Here is a 19,205-nt window from a genome sequence, read left to right as displayed (position 1 = left end):
CGACGTCAGCCACCCATTGAACGGCTGGAGGTGCCGGAGGCGCTGCTGCGCTGCATGGTGTTCTGTTTGGCGACCGATTCACCAAAGCCGCCGCGGGTTACGGTGGTAGTGGTGGCCGGTTTCGGCGCCATCGCGGTTTTAGGCACCGTTGCGGTACGGCCCGGCTGCGCTGCACCGTAACCTTTACCGGAGGCGTCGGTGTATTGACCGTAAGCCGGGCTTGCCGGGTTACGCGAGCTGAAAAGCGGCTGCTGAGCAAAGCCCGCGCCGCCGCCCATTAAGCGGCCCATCATGTAACCGGCCATCAGCGGCATCCAGAAGCTGCCGCTGGACTGGTTCTGCGCCTGGTTTTCTGTGCCCGCCGCGCCTACGCCTGCCTGCGCGGGTGCCTGCTGGCACTGGCCTTCGCCAAACTCCGCCACGCAATCCTCGCGTGAGGCGTATTTCGGCGCGGTACGTTCGGCCTCTTTTAAAGCATTGTTGTACGCGGCTTTACACTCCGCGCTTTTACCCGGATTCGCCGAGGAGCAGTCGTCGGCGTTCTGGTACATGGAAACCGTTTCGTCATTTTGTTCACAGGCTGCCAGCATAAATACGGCGGAGACCGCCAGCGCGACAGGCGTTAAATGACGTGCGCTCCAGCTTTTGCGGAACGTCGCATGATTAATATTTTTTGTCCGTTTCATTGTTATCTTCCTGTGGACCCAAAGGCATGAATAAAACAATCAGGATAGAGGATGGGGGGGCGAAGTTAAAGCGAGGCGAGAAGGCCTTTACGTTGCCTTACGTAAAAACGGGGGCTGTGTGCCCCCGTGATCTATTGCGGGTGTTTAACGGGTCAGGCCGGTGCGTGCGGCGGCAGGTTGTGCACCCGCGCCGAAGTTCTCAACCTTAGCCTGCTGCTCCGGGTTCTCCGGTGCCACGCTCTCTGGCGCAGTAGAGATGGATTTGCCCAGCGCACCGTTAAGCGCAACCAGATCCTGCTCATTCAGCGTACCGAGCGCCTGCTTAATATTAAGCTGGTTAATCAGGTAGTTATAACGAGCACTTGAGAGCTGCTGCTTCGCGTTGTAGAGCGTCGTGGTGGCATCCAGCACGTCAACAATGGTGCGTGTACCGACCGAGTAGCCCGCTTCCATCGCATCAAGGGAGCTCTGCGCAGAGACCACCGCCTGTTTATAGGCGTTGATGCTGCTGATCGAGGCGTTGACGTTATTAAAGGAGGAGCGAACGTTTTGTACTACGCTGCGGTGCGCGCTCTCCAACTGCTCGCTGGCACCCACGAAGTTAAATTGCGCCTGTTTGACCTGCGAGTTTACCTGACCACCCTGGTAGAGCGGCAGTGAGAAGCTCAGGCCAACTTTGTTCTGACCAACGTCGGAGTCGCTGAACTGCGAGTTGTTACGCGTTCTGGAACCGCTGTAGGAGGAGTTCGACACGCCGGAAGAGGCAGTCAAATTCAGGGTCGGCAAGTGACCATCCTGCGCCTGACGAATCTGCTCGCGCGCCAGATCCTGGCTCAAACGCGCCTGCAACAGCGTCAGGTTGCGGTTTTCCGCTTCTTTCAGCAGGTTGTTCACCGGCTGCGGTTTGTCGGTCTTAAAGCTCTGGACGTTCAGCGACGCCAGCTCCGGGTAGTAGTTACCGGTCACCTGGCGCAGCGTCTCTACGGCGTTATCCAGTGCGTTACGCGCCGAAACTTCGTTCGCCAGCACGGTGTCATACTGTGAGCGGGCGTTCTGCACGTCGGTGATGGCGACCAGGCCAACGTTAAAGCGCTGGGTGGTTTGATCTAACTGGCGATAGATAGACTGCTTCTGCGCTTCGGTGTAGGAGAGCGTATCGATGGCGCTCAGCACGTTGAAGTAGGCGGTAGCGGTGTTCAGCATCAGCGTCTGCTGGTCGGTCTGCCAGGTGACATCCTGAATCCCGGCTGTTTTTTCCTGTAAAGTCAGCGCGCGCCATTTCGACATATCAAAAATGGTCTGCGTTAATTGCAGTGAACCGCTGGTCACGTTGGAATCGACGCCCTGGCTATCGCGGAAGCCGTTGGTATAGGTGTAGTCTGCCCCCAAACCAAGCTGAGGCAGTAACGGGCTACGCGCTTCATTAATCTTTTCGAAGGCGGCATCGCGGTCGGCGGCGGATTTACGCAGATCCGGGTTGCTTAAACGCGCCTGCTGATAAACCTGTAACAGGTTTTCTGCCTGGCTCATCGCACTGAAACCGGTCAGGCTCAGGCCGATAAAGAGGGGGAGCAATTTCTTCATTTGCATTCCTTGTTGTGAAGCAGTACTAGCGCTGATCTAAATTGGAAAAATAATCGCAGATTCTACCAGAAGTACGCACCGCGAAAGCTTGGCGTAACGTGCCATCGGCATAAATTTGCATCAATCTAACACATAGCGCTTGAAACACGCGTAAAACAGGCTTGAAAATCCACCGATTTATCATCACTTCATATGAGATACCGCCAATGAATAAGCCAGACTCATCCATCGTCACTTTCACAAAAAATGATGTAGAAATTATTGCACGGGAAACGCTCTACACCGGTTTTTTTTCGCTTGTTCGCTATCGTTTTCGCCATCGTCTTTTTAATGGCGGAATGAGCGGCGAAGTGCAGCGTGAAATTTTTGAACGCGGTCACGCCGCAGTCTTGCTACCCTATGACCCTGTGCGCGACGAAGTCGTGCTGATCGAACAGATTCGCATTGCAGCTTTTGATACCAGCGACACGCCGTGGCTGCTGGAGATGGTTGCCGGCATGATCGAAGTGGGCGAGTCGGACGAAGAGGTCGCACGGCGTGAAGCGGATGAAGAGGCCGGTTTAGCGGTCGGACGCGTGAAGAGGATGCTGAGCTACCTGGCAAGCCCGGGCGGTACCAGCGAGCGCACTGCCGTACTGGTTGGTGAAGTGGATGCCACACAGGCCTCAGGTATTCATGGTCTGGTGGATGAAAACGAAGATATTCGTGTTCATGTGGTGAGCCGGGAACAGGCTTACCAGTGGGTAGAAGAGGGGACAATTGACAACGCAGCGTCTGTCATCGCCTTGCAATGGCTGCAGCTGCATTATGAGAGCTTACAAAACGAGTGGAAAAAATGAAGCGTTACACACCTGACTTCCCAGAAATGATGCGCCTGTGCGAGACCAATTTCGCCCAGCTGCGCCGCCTGCTACCGCGTAATGATGAGGCGGGCGAAGCGGTAAGTTATCAGGTGACCAATGCGCAGTACCGATTAACGATTGTTGAATCCACCCGCTACACTACGCTTGTGGAGATTGAACAGACCGCGCCTGCCGTCAGCTACTGGAGCCTGCCCTCAATGACAGTGCGCCTGTATCACGATGCGATGGTGGCCGAAGTGTGTTCGAGCCAGCAGATCTTTCGATTTAAAGCGCGTTATGATTACCCCAATAAAAAGTTGCATCAACGCGACGAAAAGCATCAAATTAATCAGTTTCTGGCCGACTGGCTGCGTTACTGTTTAGCACATGGAGCAATGGCGATTCCGGTTTGTTAGCGTCGTGAAACCTAAGGACACCATTTGGAAAGCCTGTTAAACCTCTCTCTGGGGAGTGAGTCCAGAGTCAGGGTATTACAAATAACCGATTCTCACCTGTTCGCCAAAAAGCATGAAACGCTGTTAGGAGTAAACACCTGGGAGAGCTATCAGGCGGTACTGAATGCGATCCGGGCTCAGCAGCGTTCGTGCGATCTGATCGTCGCCACCGGCGATTTGGCGCAGGATCATACCGCTGCGGCTTATCAGCACTTTGCTGAAGGTATCGCAAGCTTCGACGCACCCTGCGTCTGGCTGCCGGGCAATCACGATTTTCAACCTGCCATGTACAGCGCGCTGCAGGATGCGGGGATCTCCTCCGCGAAACGTGTATTTGTCGGTGAGCAGTGGCAAATCCTGCTGCTTGACAGCCAGGTGTTCGGCGTTCCGCACGGTGAGCTAAGCGAATTTCAGCTCGACTGGCTGGAGAAAAAACTCGCCGACAGCCCGCAGCGCCACACGTTACTGCTTCTACACCACCACCCGCTGCCGTCCGGCTGCAGTTGGCTCGATCAGCATAGCCTGCGCAACGCCGCGGAGCTGGATAACGTGCTGCAACGCTTTCCGCAGGTGCGCACGCTGCTTTGCGGGCATATCCACCAGGAACTCGATCTCGACTGGAATGGCCGCCGCCTGCTGGCGACGCCGTCGACCTGCGTGCAGTTTAAGCCGCACTGCGCCAGCTTCACGCTGGATACTATCGCGCCAGGCTGGCGCTGGCTGGATCTCTACCCTGACGGAACGCTGCACACCGAAGTGTGCCGTCTGGCGGGGAGCGAATTCAGACCCGATACCGCCTCAGAAGGCTATTGATGTCAACGCTTCTTTATCTACATGGTTTCAACAGTTCGCCCAGCTCCGGCAAAGCGACGCAGCTGGCGCAATGGGTCGCACAGCATCATCCGCATATTGAAATGGTGGTGCCGCAGCTGCCGCCCTATCCGGCCGAAGCCGCAGAGATGCTGGAGTCGCTGGTGCTTGCACGGGGTGGAAAAACGCTCGGTATTGTCGGCTCTTCGCTCGGCGGTTATCTGGCGACCTGGCTCTCGCAATGCTTTATGTTACCGGCAGTGGTGGTCAATCCGGCTGTACGGCCGTTTGAATTGCTGGCGGATTATCTTGGCCCTAACGAGAACCCCTACACAGGGCAGCAATATGTGCTAGAGTCTCGCCATATTTACGAGCTCAAAGTGATGCAAGTTGAACCGCTTGAGGCGCCGGATCTGATCTGGCTGCTGCAACAAACCGGGGACGAAGTGCTCGATTACCGCCAGGCGGTGGCCTATTACGATGCCTGCCGCCAGACAGTTGAAGAGGGCGGAAATCACGCCTTCACGGGCTTTGAGAAACATTTCACACAGATTATCGATTTCCTTGGGCTTGAATAAGCCGCCGGAAACGATGCGATCACTATCTACGAATACACCATGACGCAATCCTATAACGCTGATGCCATAGAGGTACTCACCGGGCTTGAGCCGGTTCGCCGCCGTCCGGGGATGTATACCGATACCACGCGCCCTAACCATCTGGGGCAGGAAGTTATTGATAACAGCGTGGATGAAGCGCTGGCGGGCCACGCGAAGCGCGTGGAGGTCATTCTTCACGCCGATCAGTCGCTGGAAGTTATCGACGACGGACGCGGCATGCCGGTGGATATCCACCCGGAAGAGGGCGTTCCTGCCGTCGAACTGATCCTCTGCCGCCTGCACGCGGGCGGTAAATTCTCCAACAAAAACTACCAGTTCTCAGGCGGCCTGCACGGCGTCGGCATTTCGGTGGTTAACGCCCTGTCACGCCGTGTGGAAGTGACCGTCAAACGCGACGGCCAGGTCTACAGCATCGCCTTCGAGAATGGCGACAAGGTGCAGGATCTGAAAGTGATCGGCACCTGCGGTAAGCGCAATACCGGCACCAGCGTGCACTTCTGGCCGGATGAATCCTTCTTCGACAGCCCGCGCTTCTCCGTCTCCCGCCTGATGCATCTGCTGAAAGCGAAAGCGGTGCTCTGCCCGGGCGTTGAGATTGTCTTTAAAGACAATGTGAATAACGCCGAGCAGCGCTGGTGCTACCAGGATGGTCTGAACGACTACCTGAGCGAAGCGGTAAATGGGCTGCCGACGCTGCCGGAAAAACCGTTTATCGGCAACTTCTCCGCCGAAACGGAAGCGGTGGACTGGGCGCTGCTCTGGCTGCCGGAAGGCGGCGAGCTGCTGACCGAAAGCTATGTTAACCTGATCCCGACCATGCAGGGCGGTACCCACGTTAACGGCCTGCGTCAGGGCCTGCTCGATGCGATGCGCGAATTCTGCGAATACCGCAATATCCTGCCGCGCGGCGTGAAGCTCTCGGCGGAAGATATCTGGGATCGCTGCGCTTACGTGCTGTCGGTCAAAATGCAGGATCCGCAGTTTGCCGGGCAGACCAAAGAGCGTCTCTCCTCGCGTCAGTGCGCGGCGTTCGTGTCCGGCGTGGTGAAGGATGCCTTCAGCCTGTGGCTGAACCAGAATATTCAGACCGCGGAAATGCTGGCGGAGATGGCGATCTCCAGCGCTCAGCGCCGCATGCGCGCCGCCAAAAAAGTGGTGCGTAAAAAGCTCACCAGCGGCCCGGCGCTGCCCGGCAAGCTGGCGGATTGCACCGCGCAGGATCTCTCGCGTACCGAACTCTTCCTGGTGGAAGGGGACTCCGCGGGCGGATCGGCGAAGCAGGCGCGCGATCGCGAGTTTCAGGCGATCATGCCGCTGAAGGGGAAGATCCTTAATACCTGGGAAGTCTCCTCCGATGAAGTGCTGGCCTCTCAGGAGGTGCACGATATTTCGGTGGCGATCGGTATCGATCCGGACAGCGAAGATCTCAGCCAGCTGCGTTACGGCAAGATCTGTATTCTGGCGGATGCGGACTCCGACGGCCTGCACATCGCCACGCTGCTCTGCGCGCTGTTTGTGAAACATTTCCGTACGCTTGTGAAAAACGGTCACGTCTACGTTGCGCTGCCGCCGCTCTACCGTATCGATCTCGGCAAAGAGGTCTATTACGCGTTAACGGAAGAGGAAAAAACCGGCGTGCTGGAGCAACTGAAACGCAAAAAGGGCAAACCGAACGTACAGCGCTTTAAAGGGCTGGGCGAAATGAACCCGATGCAGCTGCGTGAAACCACGCTCGATCCGAATACGCGCCGCCTGGTGCAGCTCATCATCAGCGATGAAGATGACAAGCAGACCGACGCCATGATGGATATGTTGCTGGCCAAGAAGCGCTCGGAAGATCGACGCAACTGGCTGCAAGAGAAGGGCGATACGGCGGAGATCGAAGCCTAAACCCGTCATGCCCGGTGGCGCTTCGTTTACCGGGCCTGGTCAGCGCTTTCAGTTTTATGTATGCCGAAATGTACCCAACCAGGCCCGGCAATCAGCTATAACTCTTCGGGTTTTATGTAGGCCGGATAAGGCGCAAGCCGCCATCCGGCATGTTGTGCATCTTACCTGAAGCGTGTGGCTGTATAGATCTCATCGTTCTCGCGTTTGCCCACACCGATCACCGTCACGGTGATGATCTCCTCTTCGACTTTATAGACCAGCCGGTATCCCGCACCGCGTAGCTTAATTTTGTACTGATCTTTGCGCCCATGGAGCTGTGCTGCCGGGACGCGCGGGTTTTCGAGCCGCTCCTGAAGCTTCTTTTTGAACTGCTCGCGAACGGTGCTTCCCAGCTTCTTCCACTCCTTTAATGCCGATACGTTGAACGCCAGCTTATAGGTCATCAAGCTTGACCTCGATGGTGGGTTCATCAGCACGCTCGTCCGCAATGCGCCCCAGCTCTTCGTCTTCAAGCAGCTCCATCAGGCGTGCATAGAGCGCGGGCGGGACGCAGTAGAACGCGGGTTCATTGCGATTAAGAATGGCAACCGGCGCGCCTTCCCCGGCATTAAATGTCCCCATCGGGTCACGTTTCAGTTCGGTGATGCTGGCTGCGGTGGTCGTCAGAATCTGGAATGGCATAGTCGTTCTCCTGTCAAAGAGAGGCCATTATGGTGCATTAAAAAGTGCTTTTAAAGGTGCTTTTTAAGGGCTTGTTCGTTGCGATGATTCTTCCTGTACTGCAACGGCGTTTCGCCGATGCCGCGTTTAAACGCGCTAATAAAATAGGTCACATCGGAAAACCCGACATCAAGGGCGATCTCGCGGATGCTGAGCGGTGTGTGAAGCAGCGAGTCGCACGCTTTGCGCAGACGCAGGGTGTTTAAATATTGATGGATCGGCTCCCCGGTCTCGTAATGAAAGCGGCGCGAGACATAACTGCGTGATTTGCCAAGATCCCCGGCGAGCCGTTGCAGGCTAAACTTCTGCCGGTAATTCTCCTGCAGCCAGAACATCACCGGCGTGGCGATCCCGCTCTGCTCTTCCGGTAATTTCTCAATATCCTCCGGTAACATACTTAGCAGATTCAGCAGCAAGCAGGCGACCTGCTCGACATTCAGGCTGCGGTTCTCCGCCAGCTTCCCATAACAGCTAAACAGATGATCGATATGGGGATGGATATCGGCCGCGTCCATCACCACCGCCGCGCCGCCGCGTAAGGAGAGGCGCTGTAAACGCTGGTGATTATGCGGAAAATCGCGCAGGTGTTTGAGCACCACATGGTGATCGACATGGATAATGGTGCGGCGATAACAATCCTGCGCCTGCTCATCCACCATTACCCGGTGCAGGGTAAAGGGCGGGAAGAAAAAGAGCCTGCCGGGCCGCATGGTGTAGTGGCGATTATCAACAATCACCACGCCAAAACCCTCTTCAACATAGAGCACTTCCAGGCACTGATGCCAGTGGTGGTAACGCACGGTATTGGCGTAAAGGCGGCTAAACGACACTATCGCGTCGTTGAGGGTAATGAGTTCCAGCCGCTCTGTCTGCAAGCCTGAAGTCATGGTGCAATCAATCTCAATTTTTACTTCCCTGTAGCCATTTATAAACCACGGTTTTAAATTTTCTCAATAAGGGGTTCAGAGAAGTTACGGCGGTGTGACAGAGGTAACATTTCCCCGCGCTGTTCATTAACTATTCTTCTGCCACACATCAGGGGAGGAAAGGTTATGCAGGCGGCGCACGAGAAAAAATCAAATCCATTGTCATCCCGCGACGAGGTGGTCAGCGCGCTGACTACCATGCTCGACGCGCTGGATAAACAATTTCCGGCCGGTGCGGCGCAATTCTCCCTCGGTGCTACCAGCGCCCACTACAGCGATGAGATTGCTGAAATGGAGGGGCTATCCCGCGCGCTGTGGGGGCTCTTCCCGCTCATGGCGGGCGGCGATGCACAAACCTTCAGCGAGAAATATCTGGCGGCGATCAAGCGCGGCACCGATCCGCAGGATAGCGGCTACTGGGGCGACACCGTGGCATACGACCAGCGGCTGGTGGAGATGGCGGCCTACGGTCTCGGGCTGGCGCTGCTGGGTGATAAATTCACGCTCAACTTCAGTGCGCAGGAAACCGAAAACCTCTACCGCTGGCTTAACCAGATCACCGAAGCGGAAATGCCCGACAGCAACTGGAACTTCTTCGCCATCATGGTGCAACTGGGCTTCAAACGCGCCGGTTTGCCGTGGGATGCGCAGGCGATTGAATGCCGCTTCGCAATGATGGATGCCTACTATCTTGGCGATGGTTGGTACTCCGACGGCCCCGGCCGGCCAAAAGATTACTACATCTCGATGGCGTTTCATTTTTACGGCCTGATCTATGCTGCGCTAAACGGCGAAGAGGATGCGCCGCGCGCGGCAACCATTCGCGAGCGCGCCAGCCTCTTTGCCGAGGACTTTATCTATATGTCGGCGGCAGAAGGGGAGTCAGTGCCGTTTGGCCGCAGCCTCACCTATCGCTTTGCGATGGTCGCCTTCTGGAGCGCCGTCGCCTTTGCTGACCTGCCGGTCTTGACGCCGGGCGTGGTAAAAGGCGTGATCCTGCGCCACCTGCGCTGGTGGCTTAAACAACCTATCTTCGATCGCGACGGCATTCTGACGCTCGGTTTTGCCTACCCGAATCTGGCGATGTGCGAGGATTACAACTCACCCGGCTCGCCCTACTGGGCGCTGAAGGTCTTCTTGATCCTCGCGCTGCCCGCCTCTCACCCCTTCTGGCATGCCGAAGAGCAGCCGTTACCACGGCTCAACGCGCAGCGCGTAATTGCCCCTGCCGGGCAGCTTATTGTGCACAGCGAAGAGTCAAAGCACGTCTGGATGCTGACCGCCGGACAACTGGAGCTGAACAACTACGTCAATACCGAAGCGAAATACACCAAATTTGCCTACTCCAGCCGCTTTGGTTTCACCATCGAGCGCGGGCGTTATGGCATCAAGCATGCCGCCTGCGACTCAATGCTGCTGCTGAGTGAAGGGGATAACTACTTTCGCGGCCGCCGCGAGTGCGACGAAGTGGTGATAAGCGAACAGGCGATCTTCTCCCGCTGGTCGCCGTGGCATGACGTGCAGATCGCCACCTGGCTCATCCCCTGCGGCGAGTGGCATCTGCGCGTTCACCGCATCGACACCGCCCGCGCGCTCACCAGTGTGGAAGGGGGCTTTGCGGTGCTGAAAGCGCCCCATCGCGCTGAGCAACACGGCAGCCTGGTGGTCGCTGACAATGGTGTGAGCGGCATTTTCAATCTGCTCGCCGATGTTCCGCGCGAGGCGGATAGCGTCGTCACACCGCCCAACAGCAGCATCATGTTTTCGCCCTGTGCCTCCATTCCGGTGCTGCGCACAGAGATTGCTGCAGGCCAGCAGTGGCTGGCGTGTGCCGTGCAGGCGGCAACCTGCGAACTGGCATTTAACCCGCTCTTACCGGAATTACTTATCAACAATAACGCGCTGGTGATCCATCAACCGGGGCAGAAAAACCGTATCGAGATTGCACTTTGATGCCCGGCGCTGGCCGGGAAATAACGCTGAACCCTACATGCTTTCGTCGAGGATAGTATGGAAAAAATCACCATAAATAATAAAACTGAATATTACAAAATCAGCACCTTTATCTTTCTCTACTTTTTTACCTGGTCGGCGAGCATTGGTTTGCTGGCGATCTGGCTGGGACAAAAAGCCAATTTAAGCGGGACGGTGATCGGCACAGTCTTTGCCGTTAACGGTATCTTCTCCGTTATTCTGAAACCGATTTATGGCTATATCCTGGATAAAATCGGCATGAGCAAATATCTGCTCTATTTTGTCGTGCTGATGTCAGCCTTAATGGCGCCATTCTTTATCTATGTCTATCAGCCGCTGTTAATGTCCAACACCTTGGTCGGGATTATTGTTGGCGCTATCTATTTAAGCTTCGCGTGGTATGCGGGCGTGGCGGCGTGCGAATCCTATACCGACCGTTACAGCCGCTTAAACGGCATGGAGTTTGGGCAGATTCGCATGTGGGGATCGCTGGGCTGGGCGGTGGCTTCCTCTTTCTCCGGCCTGCTGTTTAACCTCTCTCCGGCCTACAACTTCATCATGGGTTCTGTGGCGTCACTGATCATGCTGGCGGTGCTGCTGAGCCTGAAAGTGAATGTCCACTCCGCCCACGCGGGTGAAGTGCTGACCAAAGAGAAGATCGCGCCTGCCGATGTCTATGCGCTGCTACGCAACCGCAAATTCTGGGCCTTCTGCCTCTATGTCGCCGGTGTCGCGTGGATGATGTTTATCGCCGAGCAGCAGTTCTCACGCTACTTCGTCACCTTCTTTGACGATGTGCATGAAGGCAATGCGGTGTTTGGTTATCTGGGCACCGTGCAGTCGGGCATGGAATTTGTCATGTATATGGTCATCCCGCTGTTTGTGAACTTTATTGGTGCCAAGCGCGGGTTATTAATTGTCGGCCTGATTGTCGGCGCGCGGTTAATTATCTCCGGGCTGTGCGAATCGCATCTGCTTATTTCGATCCTCAAACCGCTCTACGGTCTCGAAATCTGTTTGCTGCTGGTGTCGGTATTTAAATATATCGCCGAGCATTTCGATAAACGCGTTAATGCCACCATGTATCTGCTGGGCTACCAGGCGATGCTCTACGTCGGCAATGTGGTGGTCTCGTCGCCCGCCGGGATTTTGTATGACCGCATCGGCTTTGAACACACCTACATCATCATGGGCGCGATTGCGCTGACCTTTACCTTTATCTCCCTGTTTACCCTGTCTGCCTGCCAGAGCAAATGGCGGCAAGCCCGCACGCTGGATGCGAAAACGGCAGGGTAATGGCTATCCGATTATCGAACAGAGAAGGAACCGAACAATGTTAAGTAAAATCAACGAGGAAACGTTACGCCCATGCCCGGCTGCGCCCGATGTGCAAGCCTTTAAAGATGAGCTGGACTCTGCGCGTAGCCATACCCTTGAGCTGATTCGCCGTCATTTAACCGAGTTCGGCGAGCAGTTCCCGGCAGAGACCTGCGTCGACGGCTTTTATCCGCTCACCGGCAACGTCGAGTGGACCACCAGCTTCTGGACCGGGCAGCTGTGGCTGGCGTGGGAGATGAGCGGCGATGAGACGTTTCGCGCGCTGGCCGAGCGCCACGTGCGCTCCTTTGGCCTGCGCATCGCCGGACGGGAAGACACCAACACGCACGATCTCGGCTTTTTATACACGCTCTCCTGCGTAGCGGCCTGGCGCTTAACCGGCAATCGCGATGCGCGCGGCTTTGGGCTACTGGCGGCCGAAGCGTTGCTGGAGCGCTTTCATGAAAAAGCGCAGATCATTCAGGCGTGGGGCGATCTGACCGATCCTGCCCAGGCCGGGCGGATGATCATCGACTGCAATATGAACCTGCCGCTGCTCTACTGGGCGACGGAGCAAACCGGCGACCGGCGCTTTGCCGATGCCGCCGAAGCCCACGTGCGCCAGGCGGCGAAATACCTTATCCGCGAAGATGCCTCCACCTTTCACACCTACTATATGGATGTGCAGACCGGCGCGCCGCGTTATGGCAACACCCAGCAGGGCTACGCCGATGATTCCTGCTGGTCGCGCGGCCAGGCGTGGGGCATTTACGGCTTCCTGCTGAGCTATATCTACACCGGCGATAAAGAGATGGTGGCGCTGTCAAAACGGCTGGCGAACTACTTCCTTAACCGCCTGCCGGAAGATGCGGTCTGCCACTGGGATCTGGCGCTGGTGGGCACCGAGGCGTTGCGCGACTCCTCATCGGCGGCGATTGCGGTTTGCGGCTTGCTGGAGCTGGTTAAGCAGTTGCCGGTAACCGATCCGGATCGCGCCCATTACCAGCAGTGGGCGATGCGCATTATGTCATCGCTGAGTAAGCACTATCTGGCGGGCAAGCAGGAGGCGACCAACGGTCTGCTCAAGCACTCGGTCTACCATCTGTCGAGCAATAAAGGGGTGAATGAGTGTGCAAGCTGGGGGGATTACTTCTATGTTGAAGCGCTGGCGCGTTTCTCGCTGAGCTGGAAGTTGTACTGGTAAACAAAGGGCCGGCAAGCGCCGGCCTGAGTATTCTCCCCCCGCCTGGCGGTGAGGGGAAGGCTGTTACAGACCCGATTCGAGAATACGGATATGGGTCTCAAGGACATCGCCTTTTACTGCTTCGCTCCACGCTTTCATGTGGGGCGTTTGCAGGTGCGCTTCAAGATGCGCCACGCTTTCCCAACGCTCAACCATTGTGATGGAATCCGGTGCGGTCGTCTGGAAGCTGACGCCAGCGGCGTGGTCGATCAGCGGCTCATAGCCGTGGCAGCCTGCTTCTTGCAGCACAACCGGTACAATTTTCGCGAACTCATCAAGCACGGCCTGGCGATGGTGCTGCCCAGGGCGAGTGCGGATCTCTGCTACTACTGTCAACATGGTTTACTCCTTTTAAGTCCAGCTACAGTTAAGCAAAAATCTCCGCCAGATGCTTGCGATATTCTGCAATATAACGCGGGACGTCCGGCATTTTGATCACGTCATTGGCGATAAATGTCGGTAATGCGTCCATACCGAGGAACTGGTTCGCTTTATGGAACGGCAGGTAAACACCGTCAACGCCGACGCCGTGGAAGAACTGCTCTTTATCGGTAAAGGCGTCGATTGGCGCGTTCCAGGTGAGCGACAGCATGTAGGTTTTGCCCTGGATTAGCCCGCCGGAGCCATACTTTTTCGCCGCATCGGAGCGGGTACGGCCATCGCTGGCATAGAGTGAACCGTGGCCTTCGGTAAAGACATCATCCATATACTTTTTCACCGTCCACGGCGCGCCCATCCACCAGCCCGGCATCTGCCAGATCACCGTGTCGGCCCACAGGAAGTTCTCCACTTCCGCTTTAACGTCGTACTCGCCGTCGGTACGCACGGTTTTCACCTCATGCCCGGCATCGCGCAGGAAGCTGGCCGCAACGTCGGTCAGGGTATCGTTCAGTTCGCCATTGGAGTGCGCGAATTTCTTCGCACCGTTGATGATCAGAATATTGCTCATTTTTTGTTCCCGGATAAATACGTTTGTCGGCGATTCTATCCGCATCAACGGGGCGATTAAATTGGCAATAATGGCAAAGACTTTTGCGCAATAAGCAATAATCCCGCTACCAGCGCAGAGTAACGATAAAACCGCCCTCCGGATGATTAGCAAAGGTGGCCTGCATCTGATGCAGAGCGGCAATACGCTGGACAATCGATAACCCCAGCCCGCTACCGGTTTCACTCTGCCCCGGCGGGCGATAGAAGCGCTCGCCAATCCGCGCCAGCGCCTCGTCGCTGACGCCCGGGCCATTATCCCGCACGCTCAGGCTGTTGGCTTCAAGGGTGACATCCACCACGCTGCCCGGCGGGCTGTAGCGGATGGCGTTATCCAGCAGGTTGCGTATTAACAGGCTAAGCAGCAGCGGCTGGCCCTGGCGGCGCACGCCGTGGGTGTTCAGATGCAGGCGGATATCCATTCCCGCCTGCTGCGCGCTGTGGTAGGTCTCCATCACAGCCGATTGCAGCAGCGCATCCAGCTCCAGCGTCTCAACATCCTCCATATGCTCCAGCGAATCGAGGCGCGAAAGGGTTAACAGCTGATCGACCAGCCGCGTTGCGCGATCGATCCCGAGGTGCAACTGGCTAAGCGCTCTGGCGCGCGCGGTGGGGGTGGGATCGTCATCGGAGAGCTGTGCGACTTCCGTTTGCACTTTTAGCGCCGCCAGCGGGCTGCGCAGCTCATGGGCGGCGTCGGAGGTAAAGCGCCGCTCGCGCAGCATCATGGTGTGCGTGCGGGCAAAGAGTTGGTTGAGGGCATCCAGCAGCGGGCGTACTTCGCCGGGCACGCCGCGGGTCTCCAGCGCATCGGCGCGATCCGGGGCGCGTGAACGCAGCGCCAGCGCAACCTTGTTTAATGGCCGCAGTTCACGGGTCAGCAGGGCGATTAACAGTAACAACATTAATGGCAGCGCCACCAGCCACGGGGTCAGCTGTGAGGTGATGATCTCCAGCGCCATCTCCTGGCGATACTCCCACTCCTGGCCGACCACAATGCGGTACTCACCGCCGGGCGCGGTCAGCCACAAAAAGCGCCACTTATCGTCATCATCGCGCAGTTGCCCATCATCAAAGCCATCGCGACGCCAGTTGTAGGGGATATCGCGCCCGTTGTCGCCATCGTGTAGCAGCAGTTTGCCGTCGGTGGAGTAGATGGCGAAGGCCAGTACGTCATCATCAAGATGGCCATGCTTAATCTTCTTTTTAGTCACCTGCGGCGCGGCGCTTTGCAGCTGATCGAGCTTCATCACGCTCAGGCGTTTTGCGAACAGCATCTGCTGGGTATCAAACAGCTTGTCGAGTTTGTCGCGCGTCTGCTGCCAGGCGACGACGCTGGCGCAGAGCCAGGCCGCCAGCGAGAGCAGTAAAAAGAGCAGCGTCAGACGCAGCCGCAGGCTATGGGGAAACGTAAATTTCATGCCTCTCCTAAGGTGTAGCCGATGCCGTGAACGGTGCGGATAAAGTCGCTGCCGAGCTTGCGGCGCAGATGGTGCACATGCACCTCCACCGCGTTGCTGGAGACATCGCCATCCCAGCTGTAGAGCTTCTCTTCAATCGCTTTTCGCGGCAGCACGCGCCCGACGTTGCGCAGCAGTAGCTCCAGCAGGGCGAACTCTTTCGGTTTCAGCACCAGCCTCTCGTTATGAAAGGTGGCGACCAGGCTTACCGGGTCGAGGGTGACCTGGCCGTGGCGCAGCAGGCTTTGCGCCTGGCCGTGGGTGCGGCGAATCAGCGCCTCCAGCCGGGCGGCCACTTCCACTAACGCAAAGGGTTTGCAGAGATAATCGTCAGCACCGAGCCGCAGCCCTTCGACCCGCTGCTCGATGGCGTCGCGGGCGGTTAGGATCAGCACCGGCTCGCTGCGCTTCTGCTCGCGCCAGTCGCGCAGGATGGTTAACCCATCAAGTCCCGGCAGCGTTAAGTCGAGGATCACCGCGTCATAAGGGGCGGCAAACAGCGCCGCTTTGCCGAGCTTGCCGTCGGTAAACCAGTCAACGGTGAAGCCTTTTTTGCCAAGGCCAGCCTTCAGACCATCACCAATCAGCGCATCATCTTCTATCAGCAGAATTCGCATACTCTCTCCGTGTACTCAGGCCTGGAGGCAGTTAACCCGCTCGCAGCGGGCGTTGTACAGCGAAAAATAATCTTTTTACGCCTTAAGAAGTTGTTAAGAAGTGGCTGGCTTAATGGAGCCTTACCAACAAAAAGGGAGAGATAAGATGAAAAAATTTGCTGCTATCACCGCTGTTCTCGCACTCTGCGCCGCACCGGCATTTGCTGCTAATCAGGGCGGTTTTACCGGCCCGGGCGCGGCACAACAACAAACCACCTCTCAGCAGGGCGGCGGCTTTACCGGGCCAAACGGCAGTAAAGCGACCGTTGAGAGCGCAAAATCCCTGCGCGATGATGCGTGGGTTACGCTTAGCGGGAACATCGTTGAGCGCATCTCAGATGATACCTACTCCTTCAAAGATGCCACCGGCACTATCAATGTCGATATTGACCAGAAACGCTGGAAAGGGCTGAGCGTCGGACCGCAGGATAAGGTCGAAATCCAGGGTGAAGTGGACAAAGACTGGAACTCCGTTGAGATCGACGTAAAAGAGATCCGCAAAGTCGGTCAGTAAGCGCTGACCGCTCGTGAAAAAATCGCGCATCGCTATGACTCCTCGCCGCAGATAGGGTAGTATCTGCGGCAATATTGCCGCCGAAAAGGTGGGCGCATACGTTGAGGAATCACGATTAATGAGCGATATGGCAGAGCGCCTTGCGCTGCATGAATTTACGGAAAACGCATACCTGAACTACTCCATGTACGTCATCATGGATCGTGCGTTGCCGTTTATCGGTGATGGCCTGAAACCCGTTCAGCGTCGCATCGTCTACGCAATGTCTGAACTGGGGCTGAGCGCCAGCGCGAAGTTCAAGAAATCCGCCCGTACCGTGGGCGACGTTCTGGGTAAATACCACCCGCACGGCGACAGCGCCTGCTACGAAGCGATGGTGCTGATGGCGCAGCCCTTCTCCTATCGCTACCCGCTGGTCGACGGCCAGGGGAACTGGGGGGCACCGGACGATCCGAAATCCTTCGCCGCCATGCGTTATACCGAATCCCGCCTGTCGAAATATGCCGAGCTGCTGCTGAGCGAGCTGGGGCAGGGCACCGTTGAGTGGGTGCCGAACTTCGACGGTACGTTGCAGGAGCCGAAAATGCTGCCTGCCCGCCTGCCGAACATTTTGCTGAACGGCACCACCGGGATTGCAGTCGGTATGGCGACGGACATTCCGCCGCACAACCTGCGCGAAGTCGCCAACGCGGCGATGGCGCTAATTGACCAGCCGAAAACCACCCTCGATGAGCTGCTGGATATTGTCCAGGGGCCGGATTATCCGACCGAAGCAGAGATCATCACCTCGCGTGCGGAAATCCGCAAAATCTACCAGAACGGTCGCGGCTCCGTGCGTATGCGCGCGGTGTGGAAAAAAGAGGATGGCGCCGTGGTGATCACCGCGCTGCCGCACCAGGTCTCCGGCGCGCGCGTGCTGGAGCAGATCGCAAGCCAGATGCGCAATAAAAAATTGCCGATGGTCGATGACCTGCGCGATGAGTCGGACCACGAAAACCCGACCCGCCTGGTGGTGGTGCCGCGCTCCAACCGCGTCGATATGGATCAGGTGATGAACCACCTCTTCGCCACCACCGATCTGGAGAAGAGCTACCGCATCAACCTCAATATGATTGGCCTCGATGGTCGCCCGGCGGTGAAAAACCTGCTGGAGATCCTCACCGAATGGCTGACCTTCCGCCGCGATACGGTGCGCCGCCGCCTGAATCACCGCCTGGAGAAAGTGCTCAAGCGCCTGCATATCCTTGAAGGCTTGCTGGTGGCGTTCCTCAATATCGACGAAGTGATTGAGATTATCCGCGGCGAAGATGAGCCGAAGCCGGTACTGATGTCGCGTTTCGGCATCAGCGAAACCCAGGCGGAAGCCATTCTTGAGTTAAAACTGCGCCACCTTGCCAAACTGGAAGAGATGAAGATCCGCGGCGAGCAGAGCGAGCTGGAAAAAGAGCGCGATCAGCTGCAGGCGATCCTCGCATCCGAGCGCAAGATGAACACCCTGCTGAAAAAAGAGCTGCAGGCCGATGCCACCGCTTTCGGCGACGATCGCCGCTCACCGCTGCACGAGCGCGAAGAGGCCAAAGCGATGAGCGAGCACGATATGCTGCCGTCAGAGCCGGTTACCATCGTGCTGTCGCAGATGGGCTGGGTGCGCAGCGCCAAAGGGCATGATATTGACGCGCAGGGTCTGAGCTACAAAGCGGGCGACAGCTGGAAAGCGTCGGCGAAGGGCAAGAGCAACCAGCCGGTGGTGTTTATCGATACCACCGGGCGCAGCTATGCCGTCGACCCGATTTCGCTGCCGTCAGCGCGCGGGCAGGGCGAGCCGATCACCGGCAAGCTGACGCTGCCGCCGGGCGCAACGGTCGAGCATATGATGATGAGCAATGAAGATCAGAAGCTGCTGATGGCCTCCGATGCCGGTTACGGTTTCGTCTGTACCTTCAATGACTTAATTGCCCGTAACCGTGCCGGTAAAGCGCTGATCAACCTGCCGGAGAACGCGCGCGTGATGGCACCGATTGCCATCGAGCACGACGACGATATGCTGCTGGCGATCACCGCCGCCGGGCGCATGCTGATGTTCCCGGTCAGCGATCTGCCGCAGCTCTCGAAAGGCAAAGGCAACAAAATCATCGGCATTCCGTCCGCTGATGCGGCGAAAGGGAGCGACGCGCTGGCGCATCTCTGCCTGCTGCCGCCGCAGAGCACGCTGACGCTCCACGTCGGCAAACGCAAGATCAAACTGCGTCCGGAAGAGCTGCAAAAAGTGCATGGCGAGCGCGGACGTCGCGGTACGCTGATGCGCGGTTTGCAGAAAATTGACCGCATAGAGATCGACGCGCCGACCCGTCCGGGCGCGGGCGATAGCGAAGAGTAATCTTCATCATCCTCTCCCCGCCGCGCGCGGGGAGATATTTCTTAGAAATTTCCCGTAAAGACGTTGTTTATTCGCAGATTGCGATTAACAATACGTTCTTTTTAAAGGCCGTATAACACAAGCCCGGACCGCATGGCGGTCAGC

General features: G+C 57.1%; 19 protein-coding genes. 10 read left to right on the top strand and 9 right to left on the bottom strand.

The window, feature by feature from the left end:
- Positions 1-5: 5 nt before the first annotated feature.
- Both IAE50_RS04645 and tolC read right to left on the bottom strand, forming a co-directional pair.
- Positions 6-686, bottom strand: a complete 681-nt coding sequence (locus tag IAE50_RS04645; protein ID WP_054803016.1) for a DUF1190 family protein — start codon at positions 684-686, stop codon at positions 6-8.
- Between the two features lie 144 nt (positions 687-830).
- Positions 831-2,270 carry an outer membrane channel protein TolC gene (tolC, locus tag IAE50_RS04640; RefSeq protein ID WP_094422134.1) on the bottom strand — a complete coding sequence of 480 codons (1,440 nt, stop codon included), beginning with the start codon at positions 2,268-2,270 and terminating at the stop codon, positions 831-833.
- A gap of 206 nt (positions 2,271-2,476) precedes the next feature.
- On the opposite strand from tolC, the gene nudF reads away from it, so the two are divergent.
- The 5 genes from nudF to parE are packed head-to-tail and all read left to right on the top strand — an operon-like array spanning position 2,477 to position 6,887.
- Entirely contained in the window at positions 2,477-3,109 is a 633-nt protein-coding gene (gene nudF / locus IAE50_RS04635; RefSeq protein WP_023480789.1) for an ADP-ribose diphosphatase, read from the top strand.
- On the top strand, positions 3,106-3,528 hold the full coding sequence (locus IAE50_RS04630) for a DUF1249 family protein (RefSeq protein WP_023480711.1): 423 nt from the start codon (positions 3,106-3,108) through the stop codon (positions 3,526-3,528). The genes nudF and IAE50_RS04630 overlap by 4 nt, the downstream gene beginning before the upstream one ends.
- Before the next feature lie 24 nt (positions 3,529-3,552).
- A complete protein-coding gene (cpdA, locus tag IAE50_RS04625) occupies positions 3,553-4,380 on the top strand; it encodes a 3',5'-cyclic-AMP phosphodiesterase (protein WP_076769222.1) in 828 nt (275 codons plus the stop codon).
- Entirely contained in the window at positions 4,380-4,955 is a 576-nt protein-coding gene (yqiA, locus tag IAE50_RS04620; RefSeq protein ID WP_200579706.1) for an esterase YqiA, read from the top strand. Before cpdA ends, yqiA begins: the two co-directional genes overlap by 1 nt.
- Before the next feature lie 39 nt (positions 4,956-4,994).
- Complete coding sequence (gene parE / locus IAE50_RS04615) at positions 4,995-6,887, top strand: DNA topoisomerase IV subunit B (RefSeq protein ID WP_042717986.1); 1,893 nt, start codon at positions 4,995-4,997, stop codon at positions 6,885-6,887.
- 161 nt (positions 6,888-7,048) lie between these two features.
- On the opposite strand, the gene IAE50_RS04610 is transcribed toward parE, so the two are convergent.
- From IAE50_RS04610 to IAE50_RS04600, 3 genes are read right to left on the bottom strand one after another with little or no spacing between them, the layout of a single operon-like run.
- A complete protein-coding gene (locus tag IAE50_RS04610) occupies positions 7,049-7,330 on the bottom strand; it encodes a type II toxin-antitoxin system RelE/ParE family toxin (protein WP_054803376.1) in 282 nt (93 codons plus the stop codon).
- Complete coding sequence (locus IAE50_RS04605; RefSeq protein WP_200579705.1) at positions 7,320-7,568, bottom strand: type II toxin-antitoxin system Phd/YefM family antitoxin; 249 nt, start codon at positions 7,566-7,568, stop codon at positions 7,320-7,322. The genes IAE50_RS04610 and IAE50_RS04605 overlap by 11 nt, the downstream gene beginning before the upstream one ends.
- Before the next feature lie 50 nt (positions 7,569-7,618).
- Positions 7,619-8,494, bottom strand: a complete 876-nt coding sequence (locus tag IAE50_RS04600; RefSeq protein ID WP_200579704.1) for an AraC family transcriptional regulator — start codon at positions 8,492-8,494, stop codon at positions 7,619-7,621.
- A 165-nt stretch (positions 8,495-8,659) separates the two neighbouring features.
- Between IAE50_RS04600 and IAE50_RS04595 the strand changes: the two genes are divergently transcribed.
- The 3 genes from IAE50_RS04595 to IAE50_RS04585 are packed head-to-tail and all read left to right on the top strand — an operon-like array spanning position 8,660 to position 13,028.
- Positions 8,660-10,486 (top strand): DUF2264 domain-containing protein, encoded by a 1,827-nt coding sequence (locus tag IAE50_RS04595; RefSeq protein WP_200579703.1) that lies wholly within the window; start codon positions 8,660-8,662, stop codon positions 10,484-10,486.
- A 57-nt stretch (positions 10,487-10,543) separates the two neighbouring features.
- Positions 10,544-11,803, top strand: coding sequence for an oligosaccharide MFS transporter (locus IAE50_RS04590; RefSeq protein ID WP_023480794.1), 1,260 nt, complete (start codon positions 10,544-10,546; stop codon positions 11,801-11,803).
- Positions 11,804-11,840: 37 nt separating this feature from the next.
- Positions 11,841-13,028: a glycoside hydrolase family 88 protein gene (locus tag IAE50_RS04585; RefSeq protein WP_200579702.1), complete on the top strand. Its 1,188-nt coding sequence runs from the start codon at positions 11,841-11,843 to the stop codon at positions 13,026-13,028.
- A 63-nt stretch (positions 13,029-13,091) separates the two neighbouring features.
- Here the strand turns inward: IAE50_RS04585 and IAE50_RS04580 are convergent, their stop codons facing one another.
- The 4 genes from IAE50_RS04580 to qseB all read right to left on the bottom strand — a co-directional run bounded on the left by IAE50_RS04580 (position 13,092) and on the right by qseB (position 16,131).
- Positions 13,092-13,406, bottom strand: a complete 315-nt coding sequence (locus IAE50_RS04580) for a putative quinol monooxygenase (RefSeq protein WP_023480887.1) — start codon at positions 13,404-13,406, stop codon at positions 13,092-13,094.
- A 28-nt stretch (positions 13,407-13,434) separates the two neighbouring features.
- Entirely contained in the window at positions 13,435-14,016 is a 582-nt protein-coding gene (locus IAE50_RS04575; RefSeq protein ID WP_023480904.1) for an NAD(P)H-dependent oxidoreductase, read from the bottom strand.
- A 106-nt stretch (positions 14,017-14,122) separates the two neighbouring features.
- Positions 14,123-15,475 carry a quorum sensing histidine kinase QseC gene (qseC, locus tag IAE50_RS04570; RefSeq protein ID WP_200579701.1) on the bottom strand — a complete coding sequence of 451 codons (1,353 nt, stop codon included), beginning with the start codon at positions 15,473-15,475 and terminating at the stop codon, positions 14,123-14,125.
- Entirely contained in the window at positions 15,472-16,131 is a 660-nt protein-coding gene (qseB, locus tag IAE50_RS04565) for a quorum sensing response regulator transcription factor QseB (RefSeq protein ID WP_200579700.1), read from the bottom strand. The genes qseC and qseB overlap by 4 nt, the downstream gene beginning before the upstream one ends.
- A 145-nt stretch (positions 16,132-16,276) precedes the next feature.
- Here qseB and IAE50_RS04560 point away from each other — a divergent pair, with 145 nt between their 5' ends.
- Both IAE50_RS04560 and parC read left to right on the top strand, forming a co-directional pair.
- A complete protein-coding gene (locus IAE50_RS04560; RefSeq protein ID WP_054803380.1) occupies positions 16,277-16,684 on the top strand; it encodes a YgiW/YdeI family stress tolerance OB fold protein in 408 nt (135 codons plus the stop codon).
- Between the two features lie 118 nt (positions 16,685-16,802).
- Complete coding sequence (gene parC / locus IAE50_RS04555) at positions 16,803-19,061, top strand: DNA topoisomerase IV subunit A (protein ID WP_200579699.1); 2,259 nt, start codon at positions 16,803-16,805, stop codon at positions 19,059-19,061.
- The last annotated feature ends 144 nt before the right edge of the window (positions 19,062-19,205 follow it).

Origin of the sequence: Kosakonia sp. S42, assembly GCF_016624785.1 — a bacterium.
Taxonomy (GTDB): domain Bacteria; phylum Pseudomonadota; class Gammaproteobacteria; order Enterobacterales; family Enterobacteriaceae; genus Kosakonia; species Kosakonia cowanii.
Note: the sequence above shows the minus strand (reverse complement) of the source record. Positions and strands in the feature narration are given on the sequence as shown.

Coding starts and splice junctions, on each gene's coding strand:
- IAE50_RS04605 (WP_200579705.1), bottom strand. CDS start 7,568: ATGCCATTCCAGATTCTGACGACCACCGCAGCCAGCATCACCGAACTG.
- IAE50_RS04630 (WP_023480711.1), top strand. CDS start 3,106: ATGAAGCGTTACACACCTGACTTCCCAGAAATGATGCGCCTGTGCGAG.
- qseB (WP_200579700.1), bottom strand. CDS start 16,131: ATGCGAATTCTGCTGATAGAAGATGATGCGCTGATTGGTGATGGTCTG.
- IAE50_RS04560 (WP_054803380.1), top strand. CDS start 16,277: ATGAAAAAATTTGCTGCTATCACCGCTGTTCTCGCACTCTGCGCCGCA.
- parC (WP_200579699.1), top strand. CDS start 16,803: ATGAGCGATATGGCAGAGCGCCTTGCGCTGCATGAATTTACGGAAAAC.
- IAE50_RS04595 (WP_200579703.1), top strand. CDS start 8,660: ATGCAGGCGGCGCACGAGAAAAAATCAAATCCATTGTCATCCCGCGAC.
- IAE50_RS04580 (WP_023480887.1), bottom strand. CDS start 13,406: ATGTTGACAGTAGTAGCAGAGATCCGCACTCGCCCTGGGCAGCACCAT.
- IAE50_RS04590 (WP_023480794.1), top strand. CDS start 10,544: ATGGAAAAAATCACCATAAATAATAAAACTGAATATTACAAAATCAGC.
- nudF (WP_023480789.1), top strand. CDS start 2,477: ATGAATAAGCCAGACTCATCCATCGTCACTTTCACAAAAAATGATGTA.
- parE (WP_042717986.1), top strand. CDS start 4,995: ATGACGCAATCCTATAACGCTGATGCCATAGAGGTACTCACCGGGCTT.
- IAE50_RS04575 (WP_023480904.1), bottom strand. CDS start 14,016: ATGAGCAATATTCTGATCATCAACGGTGCGAAGAAATTCGCGCACTCC.
- IAE50_RS04600 (WP_200579704.1), bottom strand. CDS start 8,494: ATGACTTCAGGCTTGCAGACAGAGCGGCTGGAACTCATTACCCTCAAC.
- IAE50_RS04585 (WP_200579702.1), top strand. CDS start 11,841: ATGTTAAGTAAAATCAACGAGGAAACGTTACGCCCATGCCCGGCTGCG.
- qseC (WP_200579701.1), bottom strand. CDS start 15,475: ATGAAATTTACGTTTCCCCATAGCCTGCGGCTGCGTCTGACGCTGCTC.
- tolC (WP_094422134.1), bottom strand. CDS start 2,270: ATGAAGAAATTGCTCCCCCTCTTTATCGGCCTGAGCCTGACCGGTTTC.
- IAE50_RS04610 (WP_054803376.1), bottom strand. CDS start 7,330: ATGACCTATAAGCTGGCGTTCAACGTATCGGCATTAAAGGAGTGGAAG.
- yqiA (WP_200579706.1), top strand. CDS start 4,380: ATGTCAACGCTTCTTTATCTACATGGTTTCAACAGTTCGCCCAGCTCC.
- IAE50_RS04645 (WP_054803016.1), bottom strand. CDS start 686: ATGAAACGGACAAAAAATATTAATCATGCGACGTTCCGCAAAAGCTGG.